This is a genomic window from Microbacterium sp. CCNWLW41 (assembly GCF_037083505.1).
Genome location: NZ_JBAOJP010000014.1, coordinates 45443 through 72104 on the forward strand (window position 1 = coordinate 45443; position 26662 = coordinate 72104).

Consider the following 26662-nt stretch of genomic DNA (forward strand, 5'->3'; position numbering starts at 1 on the left):
TGAATTGATGTGGTAGCACCACTTTTCTGCCGCGGAACGGCGGAGGCGAGGATAGGACGCATGGCACCCCATGAGAAGGCCGGAGCGATGACGCTCCTGCGTGCAGCCCTGCCGAGCCTGTCCGCCACGGAGCGACGCGTCGCGGACTGGATCCTCACCCGCCCGGAGCACTTGCTGGAAGCCTCGATGCTGGACGTCGCGCAGGCGTGCGACGTCAGCGACACGACCGTGCTGCGCATGTGCCGCAATGCGGGCTTCGCGGGCTTCACGGACCTGAAGCTCGCTCTCGCTCGTGATCTCGCGACCCCGATGCAGCTCATCCACGACGACATCGCGGACGGCGACGACCCGATGACGATCGCGCGGAAGGTCTTCGCCCACGCGTCCCTCTCCCTGCAGGACACCGCGAACGTGATCGACGCGGACGGATTCGCCTCCGCCCTCGATCTGCTCGACGGGGCGCGCGGCGTGCTGGTCGGCGGCGTCGGCACGTCGGGCGTCGTCGGGCAGTCGTTCTACCAGCGCTGCCGCCGGCTCGGGATCAGCTGCGATGCCCCGCAGGACGCCCAGGTGCAGAACATCCACGCGGCCCTGCTCGGACCGGGGGACCTCGCCGTCGCGATCTCCTACTCCGGCGAGACACGGTCCGTGGTGAGCATGGCCGAGGGCGCCCGCCGCGCCGGCGCCAAGGTGCTCGCGGTCACCGGGAACCGCGACTCGCATCTGGCGAAGGCTGCCGACGTCGTCCTCCAGAGCGTCTCGCATGAGACGCGCAATGAGCCGATCGCCGCGCGGCTCTGCCAGCTCACGCTGCTCGACGCCCTCTGCGTCGCGTACAGTCACCGGCATCTGGCCGACGTGCTCGCCCGGGATCAGCGCGCCGCCCAGGCGATCGTCGAGAGCTCCTTCTAACCTCCCCACCCCAGCATCGAGGAGTCACCATGATCGTCCAGATCTACACCGCGCAGTCCGCCGACGAGGCCGTCGCGCTGGCCGGGCTCGGCGTCGACCACGTCGGCCTCACCCCGACCTCCGTCGGACTGCCCGGGCAGATCACCGAGGCCGTCGCCGCCGAGACCGTCGCCGCGCTCCGCGGGCGGGCGCGTTCGGTCGCCCTGAGCGTGGAGGTCGACGTGGACGAGATCGCCCGGATGGCCCATGCCGTGCAACCTGACATCCTGCACCTGTGCGGCGAGATCGGAGCCGTGGGCCCGGATGATGTGCGACGGCTGCGCACGCTTCTGCCCGCAGGCATGGAGATCATGCAGGCGATCGCCGTCGGCGCCGACGGCGATCTCGCCATGGCGCGCGCATACGCCGAGGTGGCCGACTATCTCATCCTCGACTCGTACACGACGGACGTGCAGGGGGTCGGAGCGGCCGGAGTCACCCACGACTGGTCCCGAAGCGCCGAGATCGTCGCGAGCGTGAGCGTCCCCGTGATCCTCGCCGGCGGCCTGTCGGCCGACAACGTCGCGGAGGCGATCGCCGTCGTACGCCCGTGGGGCGTCGACTCCCTCACCCGCACCAACCGTTCCCTCGGGGGCGGACGGTTCGAGAAGGACCTCGACGCCGTGTCCGCGTTCGTCCGCGGAGCGGCCGGAGTGCCGACGCTCTGACCGGTCCGGCGGTGGTCCGGGCCCACGCCTGGGCCACCGCCTCAGTCCGTGAGGTCGAGGACGGCACGGACCATGCTGTCGGCGTCGATGCCGTGATGCCGGTACACGTCGGCGAGGTCGCCCGACTGCCCGAAACGGCTGACCCCGAGGTGCCGGGCCGGCACCCCGTGCACGCCCGCGAGGAAGGCCAGCGCGTGCGGGTGTCCGTCGAGGACGGTGACCATGGGCGCGGCGCGGTCGGCCGGCAGCACCTGATCGAGGATCCAGTTCTCCGCTGCGGCGTCCTGTCCGCCGCGTGACTGGACGGCCTCGAAGAGCAGACCCGGGCTCGTCACGCAGACGACGTCGACGTCGCGGCCGAGGCGGGACAGACGCTCCGACGCCTCGATCGCCTCGGGGACCATCGCCCCCATGGCCACGAGCGTCGCCGCCGGACGCGCGGCGGTCCGCCACCGGTACCCGCCGGCGACGACCTGCCGGCGGCGCCGTTCGCGCGCCGCCGGGTCGGAGGGAATCGCCGCCAGCGCCTGATCGACCGGCTTCGTCGACAGCCGCAGGTACGCCGAGCGCCCTCCCTTCCGTCCCATCTGCGCCATCGCGGCCAGCAGCGTCCACTCGACCTCTTGGACGAACGCCGGCTCGAACGCGAGGCATCCCGGCTGCTCGAGACCGATCGACGGCGTCTTGACGGACTGATGCGCTCCGCCCTCCGGCGCCAGAGACACCCCGGACGGCGTACCGATGAGGATCGACTGCCCGCCGGCGTAGATCCCGTAGGACCACGGCTCCAGCGCACGTTCGACGAACGGATCGTAGAGCACGCCGATCGGGAACAGCGGCTCGCCCCAGCGGCTCCACGTGGCGCCCAGCTCGCCGAGCAGGCTCACGAGGTTGACCTCGGCGATGCCCAGCTCGATGTGCTGGCCGCTCGGTCGCTCGCGCCAGTGCATGATCGTCTCCGGGTCGTCGTCGAACCAGTCCTGCCTGTCGTCCGTCGACCACACCCCGACCTTATTGAGCCACCCGGCCAGGTTCGTGCTGGAGCTGACGTCGGGGCTGGCCGTCACCACCCGGCGCGCCACGTCCGGCGCCGAACGCGTGAGATCCAGCAGCACCCGCCCGAGTGCGGCCTGCGTGGTGCCGGTCCCGGACGGCGTGCGGCCGAAGTCGGCGGGGACGCGCGGCGGGGCCGCCTCCGGCACCGGGGTCCGCGTGAGCCGTGCCGCCGTCTCCGTGCACAGTCGTCCGGCCGCGGTGTCCGGGCCGAACCGTGCCCAGGGAGCCGCGGAGTCCATGCCGCACTCCGCCGCGAAGCGGGTGTACTGCTCGTCGGTGAGCAGCGACGAGTGGTTCTGGGGATGACCCGCCGTCGGCAGGCCGTTGCCCTTGATCGTGTACGCGATGATGACGGTCGGGCGCTCGTCGTCGATCTGCGCGAACGCCGTGCGCAGCGCCGCCAGGTCGTGACCGCCGAGGTTGCGGATCGTCTCGACCAGTTCGTCGTCGCCGACGCCGTCCAGCAGGGCGCGAATGGCGGGGGCCGTCTGCCCTGCGCCGGGCAGCCGGTGTCGCAGCTCGGCGGCGGGGCAGCGCAGCAGGCGCTGGTACTCGGCGTTCGGCATGTCCAGGATCCGGGCGCGCAGCTCCGCACCGCCCTGCCGGGAGAAGAGCGCGTCGAGCCGCTGCCCGAACGGCACGGTCAGCACCTGCCATCCCGCCGCGGAGAACATCCGCTCGAGCTTTCCCGCCGCGATGTTGGGCACGACGCGGTCGAGGGACTGCCGGTTCAGGTCGACGATCCACACGAGCTCCCCGAGATCCGGGACGTGGGGATCCAGCAGCGCCTCCCAGACCGCCCCCTCGTCCAGCTCGGCGTCGCCGACCAGGGAGTACTGGCGCCCTCGCGCAGAGGCGCCCGAGATCGTTGCGGCGTAGCGGCGAGCCACCGCTCCCCAGATCGGGGCCGTCGCCCCGATCCCGACGGATCCTGTCGAGTAGTCCACGGTGCCGGGGTCCTTGGCTCTGCTCGGGTAGCTCTGGATGCCATCGAAGGCGCGGAGGGTCGTCATCTGCTCGTCGGTGAGCTCGCCGAGCAGGTAGTGGATCGCGTGCAGCACGGGCGACGCGTGAGGCTTGACCGACACCCGGTCCTCAGGACGCAGCTGGTCGAACCAGAGAGCGGTCATGATCGTGGCGATGGAGGCGCTGGACGCCTGGTGCCCGCCCACCTTCAGGCCCGACGGATTCGGTCGGACGCGGTTCGCGTGATGGATCATCGACGTCGCGAGCCACAGCACGCGCTGCTCGACTCGGGCGAGCACGTCGAGATCCACGGGCGGGACGGAGGGAGCGAGAGGGACGACGGAGAGGGACATGTGCGCGGGTCCTCGGGAAGGAGGCACGGGCGTCTTCGCCCGCACCGGGTGCTCCCGGCCCTTCTGGGGCCCTGGCGTCGACGCCTGGTGCGCGTCCTCCGCAGGAGCAGGAACATAAGCAGAATCTGACCTCATTGGAGCATCAAGGGTCGTGATGGACAATAGACACCAGGAAAACTGATCAGAACGCGCAGATCAGCCCTCACTACGACAGGAGGACATGAGCACCGTGGCAGAGAAGAGAGTCGCCGACCGGACCGATCGCGGACTACTGCGGCAGCTCATCCGCACGCCGGGCGCCACCATCGTGGCGCTCGCCGAGGCGACGGGTCTCGCCCGCAACACGGTCCGTGCACGCCTGACCCGCTATGACGAGGACGGCACGCTGCGCTCCTTCCAGCGCCGGATCGACCCGGCCGTCCTCGGATACCCCCTGAGCGCCTACGTGCTCACGCGGGTCACTCAGCGCAAGCTCGACCAGGTCGGCGCGGCGCTCGCCGACGTCCCCGAGGTGATCGAGGTCCTCGGGCTGTCCGGCATCACGGACCTCATGATCCGCGTCGTCGCGCGCGACGCGGACGACCTCTACCGGGTCGCCGGCCGGATCCTCGACATCGACGGCGTCAAGCGGACGACGACCGGCCTGGTGATGCGGGAGATGGTGCCCTACCGGATCGAGCAGCTGCTCTGAGGCCGTTGCCGCGGGCGAGCGCTCACCCGGCGCGGGTCGCCGACTCGGGCACGGACACCCGCTCGTGGTCTTTCCGGCGCAGAACGCCGCGCAGACCGGGCAAGGTGAGCAGCGAGGCGAGGACGAGCAGGGCCGCCACGAGGTAGAGCGCCGCGTAGTTCTTGTCGCCCCCGGAGACGGGGTCCGCTCCTCCGATCATGACGAGGAATGGCGCCAGTGCCGGAGCGAGCGACTGCGGAAGGGTCTTCGCGACGTTGAAGATGCCGAGGAACTTGCCCTCTTCCCCGCGCGGCAGCGTGCGCATCGCGAGCGCGAGGTCGACCGCGTAGTAGGCGCCGAGGGCGAACCCGGCCAACAGTGTGCTGACCCAGAACACCGAAGTGCTGTCGGTGAACGCCTTGAGGACGAGAGACACGGCCATCAGCACCGCGGCTCCCACGATGAACGGGGTGTAGTTCCCGCGGCGGGAGGCGAGGTAGCCGCACGCGAATGCGGCCACGAAGTTCAGCGCCGCCCCCGCCAGGGTCGCCATCGACGTCAGCGACGCGGCCGCGGTCTGGTCCATGCCGAGCCGCACCATGAGGTAGAAGAGCCCGAACGTCGACACCACGGTGTACCCCAGCTGCATCGTCGCGCGCTGGATCCAGACCAGGGTGAAGGTCTTCGCCTTCCCCGGGTGGAAGGCGAACGCGGCGAACACCTGGAGGAGCGACCCGTGCCGGCTCTCCGCTCGCTCGACGGGCGGATCCGGGAGGACCAGGCACAGGATGGTCACGGAGGCGACGGCGAACACCGGCATCGCGAGGATCACGAGCGGCAGATGCGCGGCGAACAGGGTCGCCACGAGCATCGCCGGCACCATGCCGAGGAAGCCGAAGGCCCCGAAGATCCCCGACGCCTGCGATCGCTGCTCCTCAGGCACCTGGTCGGCGAGGAGGCCGGACAACGCGGCCAGCGTCGCGTTGTAGGCGGCCTGGGAGAGCACCCACCCGAGGACGAGGACGGGCAGGTTCGGGGCCGTTGCGAGGATCACCGCCGCCCCGAGGCCGCCGAGCGCGCCGCCGATCAGCCAGGGCCGCCGGCGCCCGAACCGGCTGCGGGTGCGATCGGACAGATGCCCGAAGATCGGGTTGGCGAGCAGGGCCGCGAGCGCGCCCGACGCCGTGACCAGCCCCAGCGCCCCTTCCTTCTGCGTCTGCGGAACCAGCTCCAGGACCTTGAGCGACAGCGAGACGACCAGGGGGGTGACGAGAGCGCCGAGGGTGGCGAGCTCGATGAGCGCCAGCAGGTAGACGCGGAGCATCGGCACGCGCACGACGGGTGCGGTGCGGGCGGTGGGGGTGGCCATGGGGATCCTTCCTCAATCCTGTCCGGTCCCTCATTGGACCAGCCATTGCCATCGCGGGAGTAAAAACCTAGTGACGACTAAGTGAATTGAGCCGACAATATCCCTCGCCCCCATCACCCCGCAATCGTTCGCGGAAAATTTACTTAGTCGTGACTAGGTTTGTGGTCTACTGGGAGGCGTCGCACCGACCTCGAAGGAGCCCCATGGAGCCCTCCCCCACGCTCGCCCCCCGCACCGCCGATGCACTCCTGGCCGCGATGACCCTGGAGGAGAAGGTCGGGAGCCTCCTCGTGGCGCGCGTCGTCACGGGTGCGGACGGATCGCTCTGGGAGGGCGCCGACGAGGAGTCGCCGTTCGGGTTCGCCCCGACAACGGAGCTCATCCGGGAGCGGCACATCACGCACCTCACCCTGATGAACCCGGCCCCTGTCGAGGAGCTGGCCGTATGGTCCGCCCGTATCCGTCGGACGGCCGCCGCGACGCGGCTCGGCGTCCCGGTCTCCCTCGCCGCAGATCCCGTCCACGGGCGCACCCGCAACGCGCAGGTCGCCCAGAGCGGCGGAGGATTCACCACCCTGCCGGAGCCGATCGGCCTCGCCGCCACGCGCGATCCGGACCTGGCGCGGCGGACCGCGAAGATGATCGGCACCGAGCTGCGCGCCGCCGGCCTGCACATCGCCCTCCACCCCATGGCGGACCTGGCCACAGAACCGCGGTGGGCGCGGGTCGCAGGCACCTTCGGCGAGGACCCCGCTCTCGCCGCCGAGATGGTCGCGGCCTACGTCGCCGGCCTGCAGGAGGCGGGGATCGCCGCGACCGCGAAGCACTTCCCCGGCGGCGGCCCACAGGCGCGAGGGGAGGACGCGCACTTCGAGCGCGGCGCACACACTGTCTATCCGGGCGGCCGGTTCGAGGACCACCTCGCGCCGTTCGCCGCCGCGCTGCGCTCCGGCGTCGTGCGCGTCATGCCCGGGTACGCCGCACCGCTCGGGCTCGACTACGACGAGGTCGGCTTCGCCTTCGAGCGCCGCATCGTCACGGGGCTGCTGCGCGAGCGCCTGGGCTTCGACGGCGTCGTCGTGACGGACTTCAACATCGTGCACGGCATGCGCCTGCCCCGGCTCGGGCTCTCATTCCCGGTCCGCGCGTGGGGCATGCTGCACGCCGATCCCGTCGAGCGGGTCGCGCGGCTCCTCGACGCGGGCGTCGACCAGTTCGGAGGCGAGGACGACCCCGCTCCCCTCCTGACCGCCGTCGAGCGCGGCCTCGTGACGGTGGGGCGACTGGACGAGTCCGTGCGCCGGGTGCTGCGCGAGAAGGACCGCCTCGGGCTCCTTCGCCGCGCGCCCGGGGTCGAGGACACCGAGCCTGAGCCGGTCCGCGAGCGGATCGCGACGCCGGCTCACCGGGAGCTCGCACGGACGGTGCAGCGCACCTCGCTGGTGGCCATCCAGGGCGCACCCGTCACGCTGAGTCACGACGTGCGTGTCTATGCGGAGGGCGTGGATCCGGGGATCCTCGCCCGCTTCGCGAGCCCTGTCGACGACCCCGGGGCCGCGGACCTCGCGATCCTGCGTCTCACGGCGCCGTATGAGCCTCGTGAGGGGATGCTGGAACAGGGATTCCACGGCGGCAGCCTGGAGTTCCCGTCCGAGGAGGTCGCCCGCATCGCCGCGCTCGCCGCGACGATTCCGACGGTGATCGACGTGTTCCTGGAACGCCCGGCCGTGCTCACTCCGCTCGCCGCGCTCCCCGTCTCGCTGATCGGGTCCTTCGGCGTCGACGACGACGTCCTCCTGGAAGCGGTGTCCGGAGCGGCCCCGGTGACCGGGCGTCTGCCGTTCGACCTCCCCCGGTCGATGGCCGCCGTCGAGGCCTCGCGCGAGGACGTCCCGTTCGACACGGCCGATCCGCTCTTCCGATTCGGGGACGGCCTCGTATGGTCGTAGCGTGACCACTTCCGACACCGTCGCCGAGACCGACAAGCGCGTTGCACGCGGGGATGCCCGGCGCGCCGCGATCCTCGCAGCCGCCACCCGCGAGTTCGGCCGCAAGGGGTACGAGACCACGCGGATCGCCGACATCGCCCGTGCCGCCGGCGTGACCGACGCCGGGGTCCTCCACCACTTCTCGACCAAGCAGGACCTCTTCATGGCGGTCGTCGAGCGCCGGGAAGAGGTGTACCAGTCCGTGCGGCTCCCGGCGGCATCCGTCCGCGAGCTGTTCGACGGCTTCATCGCCGCAGTCCGCGCCGCCGCCGACGAGCCCGACCTGCTGCGTTTCCGAGTGATGCTCACCGGCGCATCGCGGATCGAGGGGCATCCGGTGGAGGGCCGCGCACAGCGCACGCTCGAGGCGGCGCTCGACGCGCTCGTCCCTTTCGTCGCACGCCGGATCGAGGACGGCGAGATCGCCGAGGGCACGGATCCGCAGCAGGTGATCCTCGAGCTCCTCGCCCTCAACGAGGGCATCCGAGACCAGTGGTCGACCCTTCCGGACCGCATCGACTACGTCGGGACGTTCACCGCCGCGGTCGACGCGCTGTATGCGCGTGTCCGCGCCTGACCGGGGACCCGAGATGGATGCCCGACGCGTGCACGTGTCCGTCCGAGGGCACGTCCAGGGCGTGGGCTACCGCTACGCCACCCGCCACGCCGCCGAGGATCGCGGAGTGTCCGGCTGGGTCCGCAACCGGCGAGACGGCACCGTCGAGGCGGCCCTCGAAGGATCCCCGACCGCCGTGGCGTCGCTGCTCGCGTGGATGCGGCACGGCCCGCCAGGCGCCGCTGTCGACGACCTCGTCACCGCCGAGGAGACGCCGATCGGCGTCAGGGGCTTCGAGATCCTCCGCACCGAGTGATCACTTTCGCGCGGCGCGGGGCGTTGCCGGATCAGGCAGACGCGCGGAATCAGGCTGCACTGCCGCGCGTTCGCCTGTTCTCGCGTGTTCGCCTGTTCTCGCGCAAGCGCCAGTTCTCGCGCGTGGGGTGCGCGGACCCCGCGAGATCAGGCAGACGCGCAGACTCAGGCGGCACTGCCACGCGAGTGCCTGTTCTCGCGTGTTCGCCTGTTCTCGCGCACGTGGTGCGCGGGCTCGCGAGGCCGTCCGCAGACGACGAAGGCCCCCACCAGTGGGGGCCTTCGTGCGAGCCGACGGGCTCAGGTCTTCGCTCAGATGGCGTTGACGTCCAGCGGGATGCCGGGGCCGAACGTGGTCGACACCGCACCCTTCTGGATGTAACGACCCTTCGAGCTGGACGGCTTGAGGCGGACGATCTCCTCGAGGGCCGCCTTCATGTTCTCGTCGAGCTGCTCGGCCGAGAAGGACGCCTTGCCCACGACGAAGTGCACGTTGGCGTGCTTGTCGACGCGGAACTCGATCTTTCCGCCCTTGATGTCCTCGACCGCCTTGGCCGGGTTCGGGGTCACGGTGCCGGTCTTCGGGTTCGGCATCAGGCCGCGGGGGCCGAGCACCTTGCCGAGACGGCCGACCTGGCCCATGAGCTCGGGGGTGGAGACGGCCGCGTCGAACGCGGTCCAGCCGCCGGCGACCTTCTCGATGAGCTCGGCGCCGCCGACCTCATCGGCGCCCGCAGCGATCGCCGCCTCGGCCGCGGGGCCGGTGGCGAAGACGATGACGCGGGCGGTCTTGCCGGTGCCGTGCGGGAGGATGACGGTGCCGCGCACCATCTGGTCCGCCTTGCGCGGGTCGACCGAGAGCTTCAGGGCGACCTCGACGGTCGAGTCGAACTTCGCCGAGCCGGTCTCCTTGGCGAGGGCGACGGCCTCGCTCGGGGTGTAGAAGCGGTCCGCCTCGATCTTCGCGGCGGCGTTGCGGTAAGCCTTGGACTTGGTAGCCATCGTTATCTCCCTCAGCCCTCGACCGTGATGCCCATGGAACGGGCGGTGCCGGCGATGATCTTCGACGCGGCGTCGATGTCGTTCGCGTTCAGGTCGGCCTGCTTCTGCTCGGCGATCTGACGGACCTGCTCGGCCGAGATCTTGCCGACCTTGACCGTGTGCGGCGTGGCCGAGCCCTTCTGGAGGCCGGCGGCCTTCTTGATGAGCTCCGCCGCCGGCGGGGTCTTCAGGACGAAGGTGAAGCTGCGGTCCTCGTAGACGGTGATCTCCACGGGGATGACGTTGCCGCGCTGCGACTCGGTCGCGGCGTTGTACGCCTTGCAGAACTCCATGATGTTGACGCCATGCTGACCGAGCGCGGGGCCGATCGGCGGCGCCGGGTTGGCGGCGCCGGCGTTGATCTGGAGCTTGATCAGGCCGGTCACCTTCTTCTTCGGTGCCATCGTGATTCCTTTCTCGAGCGGATGCCGTGCGGCACCCCTCTCCCGCCGATCCGGCATCTCCGGATCGCGGTGACGTCCGCGGGCGCGCCGGAACGCGCCGCAAACCACACAAGTCTACCTGATCCCGGACCGTTGGTCCGATCACGTCCGTCGGAGAGACGGAGGCACGGGCGCGGAAGCGAAGCACCGTCACTCGAGGACGGCCGGCCCGCCTCGAGCGGAATAGGTCGCGAGGATCTGCTCCCCCAGATCCCGCAACGCGGCGCGGACCTCGGCGGGCGCCACGACCTCCGCGACACCGGTCCACCCGGCGAGCTGCTCGGCGAGCGCGGACACGCGGTGCGCGCTCACCTCCACGAGGCTGCGCCCGTCGGCATCGGGCTGCGCGTGCGGCACCCGCGCCTGAGTACCGAACCGATCCGTCAGCGTGCGAACGGCCCACGGCTGCACCCGGACCCACGCGCGCACGGCGCCGCGCAGCTGCTCGACGCGGTCGACCATGCGGGACCACTCCGCCTGCGCGTCGAAATCCGCGGGCCCCGCACCGGCCGCGGACAGCACCTCCTGGGCGCGGATCCGATCGACCCGATAGGTGCGCAGCCGCTGGATGTCGGCGATCTCCGTCCCCTCCGCCGTCGGCGCGCCGAGGAGATACCACCGGGCGCCGCGACTGCCGACGACGAGCGGGACGAGGACGATCTCGCGCTCTCCGTACGAGCCGGCGTACGTCACGCGAGCCTGCCGACGACGCGCGATCGCGCGCTGCAGCTCGGCCACGGCTCTCGCCTCGGACGCGTCCACCGCCTCGCCCCACGGCAGATCCCGCACGGTGGCATCCGCCACCCGCCGGGCCCCCTCTCGGAACGGCGCGGGCGCAGCCTGCACGAGCTTGCGCACCGCTGCGATCCGCTCCGGCTCCGCAGCCCCGCCCTGCGTGAGACCGATCAACAACGACGTCACCTCGCTCTCGGTGAGACCGGTCAGATCCGTGCGCGCCCCGCCGATCAGCCGCCAACCGCCTCCGCGTCCGCGGCTCGGGTAGATCGGGACGCCGGCCATCGCGAGCGCCTCGAGATCGCGCCGGGCCGTCGGCACGGAGACCTCCAGTTCGGCCGCCAGCTCCGCGGCCGTGATCCGCTCCCTCCCCTGCAGGAGCAACAGGGCCTGTATCAGGCGGTCCGCGCGCATCTCAGAACTTCCTTCGACGAGGTTTGTGAAGTGATCAGAAGGTGATCACTTCACCCGTGAGCATAGAAGGAACAGCACCAACGCCGTGAAGGAGAAATCATGTTCCGTGGACTCGCCAACCTGAACCTCGTCGCCGACGACATGGTCGCCGCCGTGGAGTGGTACAGCGCCGTGTTCGACTCGGCGCCGTACTTCGTACGGCCCGAGCAGGGGCCTGCACAGTACGCCGAGTGGCGCTTCGGCGACGACGAGGACGAGTTCGCCCTCATGGATGCCCGCTTCCGTCCCGTGCTCTCCCAGCCCGGCGGCGCGCTGGTGAGCATGCACGTCGATGACATCCAGGCGAGCTTCGAGCGCCTGATCGCCCTCGGCGCCCGCCCGTTCGACCCCGTCACCCAGCGCGGAGAGGGCTGGTGGTCGGCGTCTGTCAGCGACCCTTTCGGCAACCTGATCGGGCTCATCCAGAGCCCGCACTGGGCTGCGCAGCACGCCTGACGCGGCCTGGCCGGCACGGATGCACGACCAGGGACAGGCGCCCGGCCGGATGCGGGGATCGCCCGTGCGTCCGCGTCGTGCATCGGCATCCGAAACGCGGAACGGCCGCCCCGAGGGGCGGCCGTTCTCGTGACGCAGAGTGTCAGACCATCTTGGTGACCTGGTCGAACGACAGCTCGACCGGGGTCTCGCGCTCGAACAGCGACACCAGCACGGTGAGCTTGCCGCTCTCCGGCTTGATCTCGGAGATCGAACCGGGAAGACCCGCGAACGAGCCTTCCTTGATGGTGATGGTCTCGCCGATCTCGAAGTCGACCTCCGCCGCGAGCGGGCGGGCGACGGCCGTGCCGCCCTTGGCCGCGACGGCCTTGGCGGTGGGGACGTCCTTGACCTCGACGAGCGACTTCAGCATGTTGAAGGCCTCTTCGAAGCGCAGCGGCGTGGGGTTGTGGGCGTTGCCCACGAAACCGGTGACGCCGGGCGTGTGGCGGACGACCGACCAGGTGTCCTCGTTGAGCTCCATCCGCACGAGCACGTAGCCGGGGATCCGGACGCGCGTGACCATCTTGCGCTGCCCGTTCTTGATCTCGACGACGTCCTCCATCGGGACCTCGATCTGGTAGATGTCGTCCTCGACCTCGAGCGTCGACTTGCGCTGCTCGATGTTGGCCTTCACCTTGCGCTCGAATCCGGCGTAGGAGTGGATGACGTACCACTTGCCGGGGAGCATCCGCAGGTCGGCGCGGAAGGCCTCGTAGGGGTCCTCCTCGTCGGCGTCGTCGGCCGCCTCGTCCTCCCCGTTCACGTCGGGGCCGTCGTAGGGCCTGACCTCCTCGGCCGCGGCGGCCTCGCGGTCCGCGGCCTCCTCGGCCGTGGCGTCGTTGAGGACCTCGGCGGCGGCCTCGGACTCCGCCGCCTCGTCCAGGTTGAGAGCGTCGTTCACGATCGCGTCCGCCTCCGGGTCTTCGATGTCGATGTCTTCGTCCGTGTCGTCCTCGTCCGCCTCGTCGCCCTCGATGTGCAGGGCCACGTGCTCGGCGGGGGTGACGGAGCGCTCCTGCTCGGAGAGCGTCTCGCCCTCCTGCGCCTCGTCCTCCTCGCTGGACTGCTCAGCGGCGGTCGCCCAGTCGGCGTCGTCGGGGAATCGTTCAGACACTTGGTTTCTTTCGGTCAGGTGGGGCGTCAGGACTCGACCCGTGGGATCACGCAGGAACGCCGAAGACTTGCGCCGTCAGCCACGAGAACACCATGTCGAGGCCGTAGACCAGCCCCATCATCACCAGGACGAACGCCAGGACGACCAGCGTGTACTTGACCAGCTCCTTGCGCGTCGGGGTGACGACCTTGCGGAGCTCGGCGATCACCTGGCGGAAGAACAGCGCGATACGACCGAAGAAGCCCAGCTTCTTCTCGCGGCCCGCGCCGCCGTTCGCTGCGGAGACCACAGCGCCCGATGCGTCCTGAACCATCCTGAATGTACCTTTCGTGTGCCAGCTTCGCGCTGACGCGCAGGGCGGACAGGAATCGAACCTGCAACCTGCGGTTTTGGAGACCGCTGCTCTGCCAATTGAGCTACCGCCCTAGAGACCCGGGGGTCTCTGCCCGCGTTCCCCGTCGGTCCCGGTCAGACCGGGGCACGGCGAAAGAATGCAGACAACAACTGCGGATCCAGTGTACGGCATGCCGGAGGCCCCCGCCGAACCGGGGCCGGTCCCGGGCGAGGCGCGGCGACGGCGACGCCGTTCCTGTGAGCGGGAGGGCCCGTGGTTGTTAGGCTCGGCACGCGGCCCGGACACCGGGCGAGGGCCGCGGGGAGGGAGCGCGGTGGGCGCCGAGATTCAGCAGTTCCAGGTGGATCTGCGCGGGGTCGTGGACCTGCTCAGTCGGCACATCTACTCCGGTCCGCGCGTGTACCTCCGGGAGCTGCTGCAGAACGCCCGCGATGCAGTGACCGCTCGCGCCGAGGTCGACGGCGGAGGAGGGCGGATCCGGATCCGTCCGCTCACCGACGCCACCGGCGAGTTCGTCCTCACCGACGACGGCGTGGGCCTCACATCCGCCGAGGTCGCGGACCTGCTCGCCACCGTGGGCCGCAGCTCCAAGCGGGACATCTTCGACCTGCCCCGCTCGGACTACCTCGGGCAGTTCGGGATCGGTCTGCTGAGCTGCTTCATGGTCGCCGACGCCATCGTGATCCGCTCCCGCAGCGCGCGCGGCGGCGCCCCCGTGGAGTGGACCGGGAACGCCGACGGCACCTTCCACGTCCGTGAGCTGGACGAGGACCTGCCCGTCGGCACCAGCGTCCACCTCGCGCCGCGCTTCGGTCAGGCCGACCTGCTGCGCGCCGACGCGGTCCGTGACCTCGCGCGGACCTTCGCCGAGTTCCTGCCCGTGTCCGTGCAGCTGGAGCTGCCGGACGGCGGCGTCGCCGATCTCACCCATCCCGCCCCGTTCCTCTGCCTGCGCGAGGATCCCCAGTCGGCCGTGGCCTACGGCCGGGAGCTGCTCGGGGCGACGCCCCTCGACCTCATCGAGCTGGACGAGCCCGCCACCGGCACCCGCGGCGTCGCGTACGTCCTCCCCTTCGCCCCTCCTCCCGGTGCCCGCCAGGCGACCCGCATGTACCTGGGCCGGATGCTCCTGTCCGAGCGCGCCGACGACGTCCTTCCGGACTGGGCCTTCTTCGTCCGCGCCGTCGTCGACTCCACGGGGCTGTCGCCGACCGCCAGTCGCGAGTCGCTCGTCGAGGACGCCGCCCTGGAGCACGTGCGCGAGCACCTGGGCGCGGCGATCCGTCGATGGGTGCTGGAGCTCGGGCTGCGGGAGCCGCACCGCCTGGCGCAGTTCGTCGCGGTGCACGAGGTCGGGCTGAAGTCGTTGATCCGCCACGACGAGGAGCTGGCGCGCTTCATCACGCGGTGGCTCACCGTGGAGACCACGCACGGCACGATGAGCGTCGGCGACCTGGTCGAGCGGCATCCGCACATCCGCTACGCCGAGACCGTGGACGAGTTCCGCCAGGTGGCGGGGATCAGCCGCGCCGACCAGATCCTGGTCAACGGCGGCTACCTGTACGACGCCGACCTCGTCCGGCGGCTGCCGGACCTTTACCCGTCGGTCACGGTGGAGAAGGTCGACGTGGTGGGCGAGCTGGACCGCCTCGATCCGCCGCCGCTCGATGACCGTGCCGCCGCCGTCGCCCTGGAGGACCGCGCGGCCGCCGTGCTCGCCGGGATCGGCTGCGCCGTGGTGGTGCGCACGATCGGCCAGTCCGAGCTTCCCGCGCTGTACGTCGCCGACCCCGCGGTCCTGCGGCGGATGGACCGCACCCGGACGAAGGGCGTGACCGGGACGCTGTGGGGCGGCGTGCTGGACCGCATCGACGACGCGGTCGCGCCGGGCACGGACGACGATCTCGCCGCGCGCCTCTGTCTGAACTGGTCCAACCGCGTGGTCAGGGCGCTGCGCGGCGTGACCGACGACGCCGTGTTCGCCCGGACCGTCCAGCTCCTCTACATCCAGGCGCTGCTGGCCGGTCATCGTCCCCTCTCCGACGCCGACCGCTCCCTCATGACCGGGGCGCTCGCCGACCTCGTGGCGCTCTCCGCGGGACTCGGCGCGGAGCATCCGCCCCTGCCGGAGCTGTGACCGCCGCACTGTCATCGCGTGTCGACACGCTCCGCTCGCTCAACGACCGAAAGCAGCCTCAGGAGGAACCATGCCTGGCCCCAAGAACCGTCTCATCGAGCTGTTCGACGAGATCGACCGCACCCCGTGGGGTCCGCATGAGCAGGCCCTGACGGCCGAGGCGGTGGCGCTGGCCGTCGAGATCGGCGACGAGGAGCTGGAGTACCGGGCACGGATGCGCCAGACCGCCTCGGCGAACATGGGCGGGATCACCGATCTCATGCTGACCTCGTTCGCGTGGTGCCTCGCACACCACGACGCCGACCCCGTCCGCTTCCCCGCCGACATCGAGAACGGCGCGGCGGATCTCATGTGGCAGTTCAAGTGGATGGCGTCGTCGCTGCGCTCCTCCCCCGCCTTCGCCGCCGACCAGATCGCCGCGGTCCTGGACGACATGGAGACGCACTACCGCACGGCCGGGCTGGGCATCAGCGGCGTGCTCATGGCCCGGTTCGAGGACGCGTGGGCCTCCGGCCGGATCGACGAGGCCGAGCGCCTGCGCGTCCGGCTCGAGGCGACGCCGCGCGATTCGCACAGCCACTGCGACGCCTGCGGACGCAGCCAGATCGCGGGCTTCTTCGCCGAGACCGGGCGTGAGGACGAGGCCCTGCGCCTCGTCGACGAGATGATCGAGGGCGGGTTCTCCTGCGGCGAGGAGCCCGAGCACGCCCTGTCGGTGTCCCTCGTCCCCGCTCTGCACGAGGGCCGCCACGACGACGCCAAGGCCGCTCATCTGCGGAGCTACCGGATGTCCAAGGACAATCCGGATCTGCTCTCGACGATCGCCAACAACATCGTCTTCTGCGCGGTGACCGGCAACGAGGCCCGCGCGCTGAGCCTCGTCGAGCGGCACCTGCCGTGGCTGGCCCACGACCCGCTCGCCGTCCGCGCCCACGTCCGGATGCTCCAGGCCGTCGGCACGACCCTCGACCGCGTGGTCACCGCCGGCCACGGCGACACGCCGGTGCGCGGCGCGGACGCCGCCGAGCTCGTCCCGTTCTTCGGCGAGCGCGACGGCGGCGGCCGAGGACCATGGACGGCCGCCGAGCTCGCGGGGGCCGCGTGGGCGGCCGCGGAGCGGATCGGACGTCGGTTCGACGAGCGCGACGGGACGGACGGGCAGGCCCGACGGCTCGAGGCGGCCCGTGCGCTCGCGACGGAGAGCTTCGACGTCCCGATCCGCTCGGACGCGTTCGTGACGCCGCCCGCGGATCAGGCGCCCGCCGACCCCGACGGCTGGTACCGCCGGGTGGTCGACCTCTCGGCGTTCGGCGCGGCGCACGAGGCCCTCGAAGCCCTGCCGCACGCGATCGACGCCGTCGACGCGGAACGCCGCGCCGTGCTCACCGGCCAGCGCCTGGCCGCCCTCGTGCACCTCGGCCGCGACGAGGAGGCGGCGGCCCTGCTGGAGGATCGCGTGCGGACCCTCCGCGAAGCCGGGGAGACCTCCCAGGCGGACGTGGAGGAGCGCTTCGGCCTGGCGCTGTTCGGGCGCGCCTCCGACGAGGACCTGGACGGGCTCGCACAGCTGCTCGCGTCGTCCGCGGATCTCTCCCCGCGCACCCGCGGCGACATCGCCCTGACCCTTGCCCACCATCGCGACGAGACCGACCCGGCCGCGGCCATGGACCTCGTGGAGCAGGCCGCGCGCCACTTCGACGCCGCCCAGGACGCGCGCCTCGGATACGGCGCCGTGCTCGCGGCGATCGGCCTCCTCGTGCGCAACGACGACGCGGAGGCGGCCCTCGTGCACGCCGAGCGCCTGCTGGAGGACCCGGAGACGCCGCAGGGCGTCCGTGCTCGGGCGCTGGAGGTGCGGGCCCGCATCCGCGGCGGTCGCGGGGAGTTCGCCGCCGGCGCCGCCGACGCCGACGAGGTCAGCCGGATCGTGGCGGGTCTCGGCGGACGCCGGGCCCTGGCCAACGCGCAGTTCCTCGCCGGGGCGCTGTGGGAGGACGCCGGAGAGCCGGAGCAGGCCCTCGCCCGCTATCGGGTGACGGCCCGGTTCGCGGAGCAGGAGGGCGGCGACGTCGCCGGCGCGAAGTACCGCGTCGGACGGACCATGCTGGCCATCGGCGACGCCGCGGAGGCGGCGGAGGTGTTCGGGGACGTGCTGGCGATCGAGGAGGAGCAGGACGAGCCGGCGGGGAGCCGGGCGATGACCGTGTCGATGCTGGCACGGGCGCTGCGCGCCGCGGAGGAGTTCGGCCCGGCGTACGGAGCGTTCGGTCATGCCGCCCAGCTGTTCGGCGAGGCGGAGGCGCCGGCCGACCAGGCGATGGCGATGCTGGAGCAGGCACGGATCCTCGGTCAGTTCGGCGAGCAGGACGACGCGGTCGAGCTGCTGGAGTCCGCCGCGGAGATCGTCCGCACCGCGACGGATGCCCTCGGCGCCGTCGTCGAGGTGCTGCACAACCTGGGCCAGGCCTACGGCGCGAAGCAGGATGCCCGCGCCTTCGCCCTGTTCGACGAGGTGGAGCGGCTCGCGGCCGAGAACGACGCCGACTGGCTCGTGGCGGACGTGACCGACTCCCGCGCCCGTGCTCTCGCGCCGCTGGGTCGCATCGACGAGGCCGTCTCGGCGGCCCTGACGGCTTCGGACGGCTACGCCGCCGCGGGCGACGTGCAGTCCGCCGGCGGCGCCGCGCTGATGGCGGCGCGGATCCTCGCCGGCGACGGCCGCGCGGAGGACGCGGTGGCGGCCTACCGCGCCGCCGTCGAGCACGCGGCCGAGATCCCTCCCCTGCGCCAGATCGCCGCGCTCGAGCTCGGCGACGTCCTGCAGGGGCTGGGACGCGCCGGGGAGGCGGCCGAGGCCCGCGCGCTCGCAGAGGACTGACGTCCGCCCGATCCCGGCGACGGAAGGCGGCCGGGGTACCGCTAGCATCGGCGCGGGGGAAAGGACGACGATGCCACACGCCGAAGACGCCGTCGACTGGGACCGGCCGCCGACAGGCCTGGACACGATCGCCGCCGAGCTGCGCGGGATGCGGGAGGCCGCGGGCTCTCCGTCCTACGAGGAGATCGGCCGCCGCGTCGTCGAGCTCCAGGCGGCGCGCGGGGTGCCGGAGCATCGACGCCAAGGCCTGGCGAAGACCACGGTGTGGGCGTCGTTCCAGCAGGGACGACGCCGGCTCGACGCCGCGGCCGTCGCCGACATCGCCGCCGTGCTCGGCCTCCCCGAGCATCTGCGCGAGCCGTGGGCGCAGCGGGTGCGTCTGGCCCGCTCGGCCACCGACGGCGCCGCGGTCGCCGTGGTGCGCCACGAGCCGCCCGCCCCGGTCCCCTCCTTCACCGGACGCCAGGACGCCCTCGCCCGGGCCGCCGCGGCCCTCGCGGTCCCGACCCGGCTCTGGCTCACCGGCATGGGAGGCGCGGGGAAGACCCAGCTCGCCCTGAGGACGCTGGCCGATCTGCGGGCCGAAGCGGTGTTCCTGGACCTGCGCGGGAAGGGCGCGGGCGCGCTGCCCGTCGATCCCGACGCCGCGCAGCGCGCCGTCCTCCGCCAGCTCGACGTCGACGAGACGACGGCCAGGACGCCGCAGGAGCGCGCGACGCTCATTCGCCACACCCTCGCCAGCCGCCGCGCCGTCCTGTTGCTCGACGACGCCTCCGGGGTCGAGCAGGTCGACCGCATCATCGGGCAGGACCCCGCGTGCGCGGTGCTGGTCACCAGCCGGGCGCGTCCCGGTGACTCGCCGTGGACGGTCATCGAGGTCGACGGACTGGACGCGCAGGAGACGGCGGCGCTGCTGGAGACGCTCTCCGCCGGATCCGTCGTCGACGGGTCCGAGGCCGAGCACCTCATCGAGGCCACCGGTGGCCTGCCCCTGGCGGTGGCCCTCGTCGGCGCCCGCCTGGCGACGCATCCCACGTGGACCCTCGCCGAGCACATCGACCTGATGGCCGAGCGCGTGGCGACGGCGCGCGTGGACGACGACATCCGCGCCTCCCTGGCCCTGTCCTACACCGCTCTCGACGCCGACGCCACCCTGCTGCTCCGGGCCTTCGCCGACCTCCCCGTCGCCGAGCTGGACGCCGACGCGGCGGCCGCGGTCCTCGACGGGGACCGGGACCGCGCTCGGAAGGCGATCGCCGAGCTCGTCGACGCGAGCGTCGCCGTCCGCCGTGACGACCGGCACATCGGGCTGCACGCGCTCGTGCGCGCCTTCGGTCGCGAGCGCGCGGAGGAGACGGATCCCCCGCGGCTGCGGTCGGCGACGTTCGAGCGTGTGGCGCGGACCGCCGCCGAGCGGACCTGGGCCGCCTACGCGACCCTGGCGCGGGCGACGGGCGATCGCGCCCGCAGCACCGCGTTCGTCTACCCCGAGCGGGACTGGAGCGAGGACGAGGCTCGGGCGTGGCTCCGCCGTGAGCTGCCGTCCCTGCTCGCGCTCGCCCATGCCGCGCCCGACCGCGGACACCCCGAGCTGCTGTTCCGGCTCTCCGAGGGGCTCAGCTGGTGGATGACCGTCGCCGGCTACGTGAGCGAGGCGGTACGGCTGCATGAGGCGGCGATGGACACGGCGATCCTCGTGGGCGACGACCTCGCCGCGGGGAAGGCGAGCGGCGACGCGGGCCAGCTCCTGCTGTTCGGCGACGACCTGGACACCGCGCAGGAGTACTTCGACCGCGCCATGTCGTTCGCCGACGAGTCCTCCTCGCACCCCGATCCCCGGTTCGTCGGGCTCCTGCTCAACCAGTCCGCGATGATCGACCGACGACAGGGCCGACCCGAGGTGGCGAAGGAGAAGCTGGAGCGGGCGACGCGGATCCACGAGGAGCTGGACGACAAGGTCGTCCTGACCGTGGACCTGCTGAACCTGAGCATCACCCTGCACACCCTGGGCCTGTTCGACGAGGAGCAGGCCGTCATCGCGCGAGGGCTGCGGATCGCCCAGGAGATCGGGCACCGCCTCTTCGAGGCGAACCTCCGGGTGAACCAGAGCACCATGCTGATCCGCCAGGGACTCCTGGACGAGGCCGTCGAGACGACGCGGATCGCCAAGCGGCTGGGCGAGGAGCTGGAGTACGAGCACGTCCTGGTGTACGCCGACTCCCACCTCGGCGTCGCGCTCGGCACGCGCGGAGACCTCGACGAGGCCGTGGAGGTCCTGGAGGCCTCGCTGGAGCGCGCCCGGAGCATGGCGCAGGCGATGATCACGGCGGACACCCTGATCATCGCGGCCCCCTGGATCGCGCGGACCGGCGACGCGGACCGGGCCCGCGACATGCTCCGCGAGGCGGAGGAGCTGCTGCCCTTCACCGAGCACATGCTCCACGGGCAGATCCTCCATGAGCGCTCGAAGCTCGCCGACGACGGCGGAGAACGCGACGCCCTGCGCCGGGCCGCCGTGGAGCGATTCGACCAGGCCGGCTGCTATCTCGCCGACGAGGTGCGCGCCGAGCTCGCCGCCGGGTAGTCGGGCCCGCGTTCCGATTCGTCCCGATTCTTGGTCCGCCCCGTCGGGCGCGGGAAGGCTTCCGTCGGGCGGTTCGCCTCCGCGATGACGGAGGGGCCCGCCGTGCGGACCCCTCTCGACGAAGGAAGCCATGAAGACACCACACCGGACCCCGGCGCCGCGGCGCATCGGCGCCCTCGCTCTCCCCCTCGCTCTCGGCCTCGCCGGTGCGCTCACCGTCTCCGGCGCGCTGTCGGCGGCGGCCGGAGAGGACGCGACGCCCCCTTCCCCGCCCGCCGCGCCCGCCGCTGCCGCCGAGGCGCCGCGCGTCGCCGCGCTCCCCGCACCGATCGCGGTCCCCGCCGCCGTGCCCTCCGGCGCCCCCACGACCTCGGCGCCGGACCTCGCGGCACGCGCCGTCATGCTCCCGGATGCGGACGTCGTCTCCCAGCAGGTCCTCTCGGACGAGGGGATCCGGGTCGAGGGCGACGGATTCCCCGCCGGCTCGGTCGCGACCATCAGCATCCCGGGGTTCGCCGAGACGACGGAGGACGTGGACGACGACGGCTGGGTGTCCGCGAACATCGCCGGGCGCGTCCCCGCGGGAGAGCACGTCATCCGGATCGTCGCGGACGGGACCGCTGCGGAGGCTCCGCTCACGGTCACCGCCGGCGGGTTCGACACGAGCCTGGACATCTCCCACCCCGAAGGCCTCGCCCAGTGGGACCTCGCCCGCAGCGGCACCGCGGTCACCGGCGACGGCTACCCGGCGAACGCCCCGCTGACCCTGACCGTCGACGGGACCGCCGTGGACGAGGTGATCAGCGACGCCTGGGGCCGAGCCGAGCTCGCCCTCGTCCAGGACCTCGCCGTCGGGGAACACGAGGTCGCCCTCGCCTCCACCGAGGTCGTCGCCACGTCGACGGCGTCTCTGCACGTCCTCGCGGACGGCGACGTCTACCCCGGTCCGTTCGAGGGCACGATCTCGGCGTCCCCATGGGTCGTGACCGCGCAGGAGCTGGCCGAAGAGCCCATCCGGGTCCGCGCCGAGGATCTGCCCGGCGGCAGTTCCGCGGACTACTACCTGGACGGTCGCCTGGTCTCCACCGAGGAGATCGCTCCGCTGGGCACGGTGGTGCTGGACGTCGCGGGCCCCCTCGAGCTCGGCGAGCACCGCGTGCGGATCGTGCACGCCTCGGGCTCGCTCGAGGCGGACTTCCATGTCGTGCCCGAGGGACAGGGCGACCGCCCCGCGGCAGGGACCTACGGTGGCGACGCGCGGCAGACGCACGTCGGCGGTGTCCGACTCGACGAGCCCGACGTCGACGAGCGCCCGTTCGCGATGACGATCGACGGCGCCGGACGGGTGACCGGGCTCTCCGGCGAGTTCCGGTGGATCTGCGTGACACCGGACGGTCAGGTGGGGTCCGGCACGGTGGATGTCGCGGACGAGGCGCCGATCCCGGCGACCCCGCTCACGACCGCCCGCCCCTTCGAGATCGAGTGGGCGGGCAGCGCCGCCGGCTTCGACTTCACGTTCGCGGGGATCGTCGAGGCCGACGGCTCCGCATCCGGACGTCTCATCGCCGGGCTCGGCTCCTGCGGCAGCTCCGTCCTCGAATGGAACCTCCAGGGCGACGCCGGTCCCCGCCCGACCCCGACCCCCACGCCGACCAACCCGCAACCGACGCCGTCACCGTCACCGTCGACGCCGAACCCCACGCCGACGCCGAGCGTCCCGAACCCGGGTGCGACGGACTACCCGGCTCCGGCGCCCGAGGCACTCACCGAAGCGACCGAGGGAGGCATCTCCACCGCCGCATTCGCGCGCGAAGGGCAGCGACTCACGGTGACGTTCGACGCCGCGCGCGCCGGCCAGAGCGCGGGCCTGTGGCTCCTCTCCGACCCGTCGTCACTCGGGGTGCGGGCCATCGCCGCCGACGGAACCGTCCAGGTCACGCTGCCGGAGGGCGTGACCGGCGCTCACCGGCTCGCCGCCGTTGAGGCCGACGGCACCGTGATCGGCTGGCAGGACATCGTCATCAGCGCGGAGCAGGGATCTGCGCCCCCGCTGGCCGCGACGGGCGGCGCGGTGCCGCTGCTGCTGATCGGGCTGGCCGGGGTCGGCGTCCTGGTCGGGCTCGTCCTGCTGCGGGTGCGTCGGCGCGACGCCTGATCCCGCACGGAGGAGCCCCCGGCAGGTCCGGGGGCTCCTCTATGTCGCGGCGCAGCCGGCTCAGAACAGCTGGCGCCAGTTCGCCTTCGCGAGGTCGAGCAGCTCGTCCCCGCGCCCGGACAGGACCGTGCGGATGGCGTACAGTGCGAACCCCTTGACCTGCTCCGCGGTCACCGCCGGCGGCATCGAGAGCTCCTGGCGCTCGGTGACGACGTCGAGCAGCGCCGGCCCGTCGTGCGCCAGGACCTCCCGCAGGGCGTCCTCGAGCTCGTCGGAGCGCTCGACGCGTCGGGCGAAGATCCCGCAGGCCTGCGCGACCGCGGCGAAGTCCGGGTTGTGCAGATCCGTCCCGTAGGTCACGAAGCCGGCCGCCTTCATCTCCAGCTCGACGAAGTTGAGCGACGAGTTGTTCACGACGATCGTCTTCACCGGGAGGGCGTTCTGCGTGAGCGTGATGAGCTCGCCCAGCATCATGGTCAGGCCGCCGTCCCCGGCCAGCGCCACGACCTGCCGATCCGGGTGCGTGGCCTGCGCACCGATGCCGTGCAGCAGCGCGTTCGCCATGGATCCGTGGTTGAAGGACCCGATCAGGCGCCGCTTCCCGTTCATGCTCAGGTAGCGCGCCGCCCACACCGTGGGCGAGCCGACGTCCGCGGTGAAGACCGCATCCTCGGCGGCCGCCTCGTCGAGCAGCCGGGCCAGGTACTGCGGGTGGATCGGCGCCTTGCCCCGCGAGGGCACCGCCAGCTCGTCGAGCTTCGCGCGGGTCTTCCGGTAGTGGGCGGTGGCGTCGTCCAGATGCGCGCGGCTCCGGTCCGCCCGCAGCCGGGGAAGGAGCGCCTCGGCCGTGGCCCCGACGTCGCCGACCAGACCGAGATCGAGCGGGTGCCGACGCCCCAGCTGGGAGCCGCGGATGTCGACCTGGATGGTCGTCGCGTCCGCCGGGTAGAACTGCGGATAGGGGAAGTCGGAGCCGAGGACGAGCAGCGCGTCGGCGCCCTCCATCGCTCGATAGCCGGACGCGAAGCCCAGCAGTCCGGTCATGCCGACGTCGTGGGGGTTGTCGTACTCGATGAACTCCTTGCCCCGGAGCGCGTGGACGACGGGCGCCGCCAGCCGGTCGGCGAGGGCGACGACGGCGTCGTGGGATCCCTGCACTCCCGCGCCGGCGAGGATGGTGACGCGCTTGGCGGCGTTCAGAAGGGTCGCCGCACGTTCCAGCTCGTCCGCGGAGGGGACGACGACCGGGTGCGTGCGCTCGATCACGGTCACCCGGTCGTCCTCGGCCTCGGCCAGGGCGATGTCCCCCGGGATGACGAGCACCGCGACGCCGCGCTCCTCGATCGCGGTGCGCATCGCGATCTCCAGCAGGCGCGGCATCTGCGCCGGGTCCGAGACGTACTCGACGTAGACGCTGGACTCCCGGAAGAGCTCCTGCGGGTGGGTCTCCTGGAAGTAGGTGGTCCCGATCTCGCTCGTCGGGATGTGGGCGGCGATCGCGAGCACCGGGACCCGCGACCGGTTGGCGTCGTAGAGACCGTTGATGAGGTGGAGGTTGCCGGGGCCGCAGGACCCCGCGACGACGGCGAGGTCTCCGGTCAGCGCGGCCTCCGCGGCTGCGGCGAACGCCGCGGACTCCTCGTGCCGCACGTGGACCCAGCGGATGGTGCCGTCCTTGCGCAGCGCGTCGGTGAACCCGTTGAGGGAGTCCCCGGGGATGCCGTACACACGGGTGACGCCGTTCGCGCGGAGGGACTGGACGATGTTCTCGGCGACGTTGGTCATACCCCGACGCTACTCCGGGCGAATGGCCGCAGGGCCGTCTTCTCCCGAGGTTCCGCCGCGCCGGATCAGGCATCCGCGCGCAATCAGGCACGCATCGTGCAAAGTTGCCTGATCCCGCGCGATCGCCTGTCCCGGCGTGAGGGAGAGGAACGCGAGCGGAGCAGGACCGCGCCGGGAACGCGAGCGGGCCGCCCTCCCGAGGGGAGGACGGCCCGCAGCACTCCGCGTCAGGCGACGCGGATGAGCTTCTTGTTCACGAACTCGTCCGCCGCGAGCAGACCCAGCTCGCGCGAGGTGCCGCTGCGCTTCACCCCGCCGAACGGCAGCTCGGGGCTGTCGGCGAGGACGACGTTGACGTAGACCATCCCGGCCTCGATCGCGTCCGCCACGCGCTCGGCCTGCGCCGGATCGGTCGTGAAGACGTACGACCCCAGCCCGAACGACGTGTCGTTGGCGAGCGACACGGCGGCCTGCTCGTCGGCAACCCGGTAGACGACGGCCGCGGGTCCGAACAGCTCCTCGCGGTACACGTCCATCTCGGGGGTCACGTCGGCCAGCACGGTCGGGGCGAAGAAGGCGCCCTCCCGCGTGCCGCCGGTGAGCAGCGTGGCGCCCTGGGCGACGGCCGTGTCGATCTGCTCCTGCAGCCGCTCCGCCGCCGCCAGCGACGACAGCGGCCCGAGCACGGTGTCCTCCTGCGTGGGGTCCTCGGCGGACACCGCCGAGAGCGCCGCCACGAACTTCTCCGTGAACGCGTCGTACAGGGCGTCCGTCACGATGAACCGCTTGGCGCCGTTGCACGACTGGCCGTTGTTGTCCAGGCGCGCGTCCACCGCGGACTGCACGGCGGCGTCCAGGTCGTCCGTGGACAGCAGGATGAACGGGTCCGACCCGCCCAGCTCCAGCGCCACCTTCTTCAGGTTGCGGCCGGCGACCTCGGCCACCGCCGCTCCCGCGCGCTCGGATCCGGTGACCGAGACGCCGTGCACGCGCGGGTCGGCGATGATGGTCGCCGCCTGCTCGTTCGTGGCGTACACGTTCATGTACCCGCCGTCGGGAAGCCCGGCGTCGGCGTAGATCCGCTCCAGCACCGCCGAGGACTCGGGGCACTGCGGCGCGTGCTTGAGGATGATCGTGTTGCCGATCGCGAGATTCGGCGCGGCGAAGCGGGCCACCTGGTACGCCGGGAAGTTCCACGGCATGATGCCCAGGAGCGCGCCCAGCGGCGCACGGCGGACCACCGCGGTGCCCTCGCCGAGGATGTCCAGCGGCTGGTCGGCGGTGATCCGGTCGATGTTGTCCGCATAGAACTCGATGATGTCGGCGGCGAAGTCCACCTCGCCGACCGCGGCGGCGACGGGCTTGCCCATCTCACGCACGATGATCCCGGCGAGCTCGTCGCGGCGTTCGCGGTGCAGCTCGGCGATCCGGCGGATCACGGCGGCGCGCTCGGACGGGGGCGTCGTGCCCCAGACCGTGGCCGCCGCGGCGGCGCGGGCGACGGCGTCCTCGATCTGCGCGTCGGTGGCGGTCGGATAGGTGGCCAGGGTCTCGCCCGTGGCCGGGTTCACGACGGCGTAGTCGGTCATGTC

20 protein-coding genes and 1 tRNA gene are annotated in these 26662 nt (G+C 72.0%); 11 read left to right on the forward strand and 10 right to left on the reverse strand.

Annotated elements, in window-relative coordinates; all coding sequences use genetic code 11:
* The first annotated feature begins 60 nt into the window (after positions 1-60).
* Both V6R91_RS33535 and V6R91_RS33540 read left to right on the forward strand, forming a co-directional pair.
* Positions 61-912, forward strand: a complete 852-nt coding sequence (locus V6R91_RS33535; RefSeq protein WP_084344396.1) for a MurR/RpiR family transcriptional regulator — start codon at positions 61-63, stop codon at positions 910-912.
* A 29-nt stretch (positions 913-941) separates the two neighbouring features.
* The gene (locus V6R91_RS33540; protein ID WP_336398925.1) at positions 942-1619 is read left to right on the forward strand and encodes a phosphoribosylanthranilate isomerase; all 678 of its coding nucleotides are present in this window, start codon (positions 942-944) and stop codon (positions 1617-1619) included.
* Positions 1620-1660: 41 nt separating this feature from the next.
* Here the strand turns inward: V6R91_RS33540 and V6R91_RS33545 are convergent, their stop codons facing one another.
* Positions 1661-3994: a transketolase-like TK C-terminal-containing protein gene (locus V6R91_RS33545; RefSeq protein ID WP_336398926.1), complete on the reverse strand. Its 2334-nt coding sequence runs from the start codon at positions 3992-3994 to the stop codon at positions 1661-1663.
* 220 nt (positions 3995-4214) lie between these two features.
* On the opposite strand from V6R91_RS33545, the gene V6R91_RS33550 reads away from it, so the two are divergent.
* Complete coding sequence (locus tag V6R91_RS33550; protein ID WP_336398927.1) at positions 4215-4685, forward strand: Lrp/AsnC family transcriptional regulator; 471 nt, start codon at positions 4215-4217, stop codon at positions 4683-4685.
* A gap of 22 nt (positions 4686-4707) precedes the next feature.
* Here the strand turns inward: V6R91_RS33550 and V6R91_RS33555 are convergent, their stop codons facing one another.
* Positions 4708-6033 (reverse strand): MFS transporter, encoded by a 1326-nt coding sequence (locus V6R91_RS33555; protein ID WP_336398928.1) that lies wholly within the window; start codon positions 6031-6033, stop codon positions 4708-4710.
* A gap of 203 nt (positions 6034-6236) precedes the next feature.
* Here V6R91_RS33555 and V6R91_RS33560 point away from each other — a divergent pair, with 203 nt between their 5' ends.
* From V6R91_RS33560 to V6R91_RS33570, 3 genes are read left to right on the forward strand one after another with little or no spacing between them, the layout of a single operon-like run.
* A complete protein-coding gene (locus V6R91_RS33560) occupies positions 6237-7982 on the forward strand; it encodes a glycoside hydrolase family 3 protein (RefSeq protein ID WP_336398929.1) in 1746 nt (581 codons plus the stop codon).
* Between the two features lies 1 nt (position 7983).
* Positions 7984-8598: a TetR/AcrR family transcriptional regulator gene (locus tag V6R91_RS33565; protein ID WP_271060245.1), complete on the forward strand. Its 615-nt coding sequence runs from the start codon at positions 7984-7986 to the stop codon at positions 8596-8598.
* Positions 8599-8611: 13 nt separating this feature from the next.
* The gene (locus V6R91_RS33570) at positions 8612-8893 is read left to right on the forward strand and encodes an acylphosphatase (RefSeq protein WP_336398930.1); all 282 of its coding nucleotides are present in this window, start codon (positions 8612-8614) and stop codon (positions 8891-8893) included.
* 311 nt (positions 8894-9204) lie between these two features.
* Here V6R91_RS33570 and rplA read toward each other — a convergent pair whose 3' ends face one another.
* The 3 genes from rplA to V6R91_RS33585 form a co-directional block, all read right to left on the reverse strand.
* Positions 9205-9894 carry a 50S ribosomal protein L1 gene (gene rplA / locus V6R91_RS33575; RefSeq protein WP_067243844.1) on the reverse strand — a complete coding sequence of 230 codons (690 nt, stop codon included), beginning with the start codon at positions 9892-9894 and terminating at the stop codon, positions 9205-9207.
* An 11-nt stretch (positions 9895-9905) separates the two neighbouring features.
* Positions 9906-10337 (reverse strand): 50S ribosomal protein L11, encoded by a 432-nt coding sequence (gene rplK / locus V6R91_RS33580; RefSeq protein ID WP_067243847.1) that lies wholly within the window; start codon positions 10335-10337, stop codon positions 9906-9908.
* 189 nt (positions 10338-10526) lie between these two features.
* Positions 10527-11525 (reverse strand): helix-turn-helix transcriptional regulator, encoded by a 999-nt coding sequence (locus V6R91_RS33585; RefSeq protein ID WP_336398931.1) that lies wholly within the window; start codon positions 11523-11525, stop codon positions 10527-10529.
* Positions 11526-11624: 99 nt separating this feature from the next.
* On the opposite strand from V6R91_RS33585, the gene V6R91_RS33590 reads away from it, so the two are divergent.
* Positions 11625-12020: a VOC family protein gene (locus tag V6R91_RS33590; protein WP_217996188.1), complete on the forward strand. Its 396-nt coding sequence runs from the start codon at positions 11625-11627 to the stop codon at positions 12018-12020.
* A 142-nt stretch (positions 12021-12162) separates the two neighbouring features.
* Here V6R91_RS33590 and nusG read toward each other — a convergent pair whose 3' ends face one another.
* The 3 genes from nusG to V6R91_RS33605 form a co-directional block, all read right to left on the reverse strand.
* Positions 12163-13176 (reverse strand): transcription termination/antitermination protein NusG, encoded by a 1014-nt coding sequence (nusG, locus tag V6R91_RS33595; RefSeq protein WP_336398932.1) that lies wholly within the window; start codon positions 13174-13176, stop codon positions 12163-12165.
* Between the two features lie 46 nt (positions 13177-13222).
* Positions 13223-13489 (reverse strand): preprotein translocase subunit SecE, encoded by a 267-nt coding sequence (gene secE / locus V6R91_RS33600; protein ID WP_067243855.1) that lies wholly within the window; start codon positions 13487-13489, stop codon positions 13223-13225.
* Positions 13490-13529: 40 nt separating this feature from the next.
* Positions 13530-13602: transfer RNA gene (locus V6R91_RS33605), tRNA-Trp, on the reverse strand.
* Between the two features lie 242 nt (positions 13603-13844).
* On the opposite strand from V6R91_RS33605, the gene V6R91_RS33610 reads away from it, so the two are divergent.
* The 4 genes from V6R91_RS33610 to V6R91_RS33625 all read left to right on the forward strand — a co-directional run bounded on the left by V6R91_RS33610 (position 13845) and on the right by V6R91_RS33625 (position 23285).
* Positions 13845-15668, forward strand: a complete 1824-nt coding sequence (locus V6R91_RS33610) for an HSP90 family protein (RefSeq protein WP_336398933.1) — start codon at positions 13845-13847, stop codon at positions 15666-15668.
* A gap of 70 nt (positions 15669-15738) precedes the next feature.
* The gene (locus V6R91_RS33615) at positions 15739-18546 is read left to right on the forward strand and encodes a hypothetical protein (protein ID WP_336398934.1); all 2808 of its coding nucleotides are present in this window, start codon (positions 15739-15741) and stop codon (positions 18544-18546) included.
* Positions 18547-18616: 70 nt separating this feature from the next.
* The gene (locus tag V6R91_RS33620) at positions 18617-21130 is read left to right on the forward strand and encodes an NB-ARC domain-containing protein (protein ID WP_336398935.1); all 2514 of its coding nucleotides are present in this window, start codon (positions 18617-18619) and stop codon (positions 21128-21130) included.
* Between the two features lie 130 nt (positions 21131-21260).
* Complete coding sequence (locus V6R91_RS33625) at positions 21261-23285, forward strand: hypothetical protein (RefSeq protein WP_336398936.1); 2025 nt, start codon at positions 21261-21263, stop codon at positions 23283-23285.
* A gap of 60 nt (positions 23286-23345) precedes the next feature.
* On the opposite strand, the gene poxB is transcribed toward V6R91_RS33625, so the two are convergent.
* Positions 23346-25070, reverse strand: a complete 1725-nt coding sequence (gene poxB, locus V6R91_RS33630; RefSeq protein ID WP_336398937.1) for a ubiquinone-dependent pyruvate dehydrogenase — start codon at positions 25068-25070, stop codon at positions 23346-23348.
* Between the two features lie 227 nt (positions 25071-25297).
* Positions 25298-26659: an NAD-dependent succinate-semialdehyde dehydrogenase gene (locus V6R91_RS33635; protein ID WP_336398938.1), complete on the reverse strand. Its 1362-nt coding sequence runs from the start codon at positions 26657-26659 to the stop codon at positions 25298-25300.
* Positions 26660-26662: the final 3 nt, after the last annotated feature.

Excerpts from the sequence above, each read along its gene's own strand:
- V6R91_RS33535 (WP_084344396.1), top strand. The coding sequence starts at position 61 with ATGGCACCCCATGAGAAGGCCGGAGCGATGACGCTCCTGCGTGCAGCC.
- V6R91_RS33540 (WP_336398925.1), top strand. The coding sequence starts at position 942 with ATGATCGTCCAGATCTACACCGCGCAGTCCGCCGACGAGGCCGTCGCG.
- V6R91_RS33545 (WP_336398926.1), bottom strand. The coding sequence starts at position 3,994 with ATGTCCCTCTCCGTCGTCCCTCTCGCTCCCTCCGTCCCGCCCGTGGAT.
- V6R91_RS33550 (WP_336398927.1), top strand. The coding sequence starts at position 4,215 with ATGAGCACCGTGGCAGAGAAGAGAGTCGCCGACCGGACCGATCGCGGA.
- V6R91_RS33555 (WP_336398928.1), bottom strand. The coding sequence starts at position 6,033 with ATGGCCACCCCCACCGCCCGCACCGCACCCGTCGTGCGCGTGCCGATG.
- V6R91_RS33560 (WP_336398929.1), top strand. The coding sequence starts at position 6,237 with ATGGAGCCCTCCCCCACGCTCGCCCCCCGCACCGCCGATGCACTCCTG.
- V6R91_RS33570 (WP_336398930.1), top strand. The coding sequence starts at position 8,612 with ATGGATGCCCGACGCGTGCACGTGTCCGTCCGAGGGCACGTCCAGGGC.
- rplA (WP_067243844.1), bottom strand. The coding sequence starts at position 9,894 with ATGGCTACCAAGTCCAAGGCTTACCGCAACGCCGCCGCGAAGATCGAG.
- rplK (WP_067243847.1), bottom strand. The coding sequence starts at position 10,337 with ATGGCACCGAAGAAGAAGGTGACCGGCCTGATCAAGCTCCAGATCAAC.
- V6R91_RS33585 (WP_336398931.1), bottom strand. The coding sequence starts at position 11,525 with ATGCGCGCGGACCGCCTGATACAGGCCCTGTTGCTCCTGCAGGGGAGG.
- V6R91_RS33590 (WP_217996188.1), top strand. The coding sequence starts at position 11,625 with ATGTTCCGTGGACTCGCCAACCTGAACCTCGTCGCCGACGACATGGTC.
- secE (WP_067243855.1), bottom strand. The coding sequence starts at position 13,489 with ATGGTTCAGGACGCATCGGGCGCTGTGGTCTCCGCAGCGAACGGCGGC.
- V6R91_RS33615 (WP_336398934.1), top strand. The coding sequence starts at position 15,739 with ATGCCTGGCCCCAAGAACCGTCTCATCGAGCTGTTCGACGAGATCGAC.
- V6R91_RS33620 (WP_336398935.1), top strand. The coding sequence starts at position 18,617 with ATGCCACACGCCGAAGACGCCGTCGACTGGGACCGGCCGCCGACAGGC.
- V6R91_RS33625 (WP_336398936.1), top strand. The coding sequence starts at position 21,261 with ATGAAGACACCACACCGGACCCCGGCGCCGCGGCGCATCGGCGCCCTC.
- poxB (WP_336398937.1), bottom strand. The coding sequence starts at position 25,070 with ATGACCAACGTCGCCGAGAACATCGTCCAGTCCCTCCGCGCGAACGGC.
- V6R91_RS33635 (WP_336398938.1), bottom strand. The coding sequence starts at position 26,659 with ATGACCGACTACGCCGTCGTGAACCCGGCCACGGGCGAGACCCTGGCC.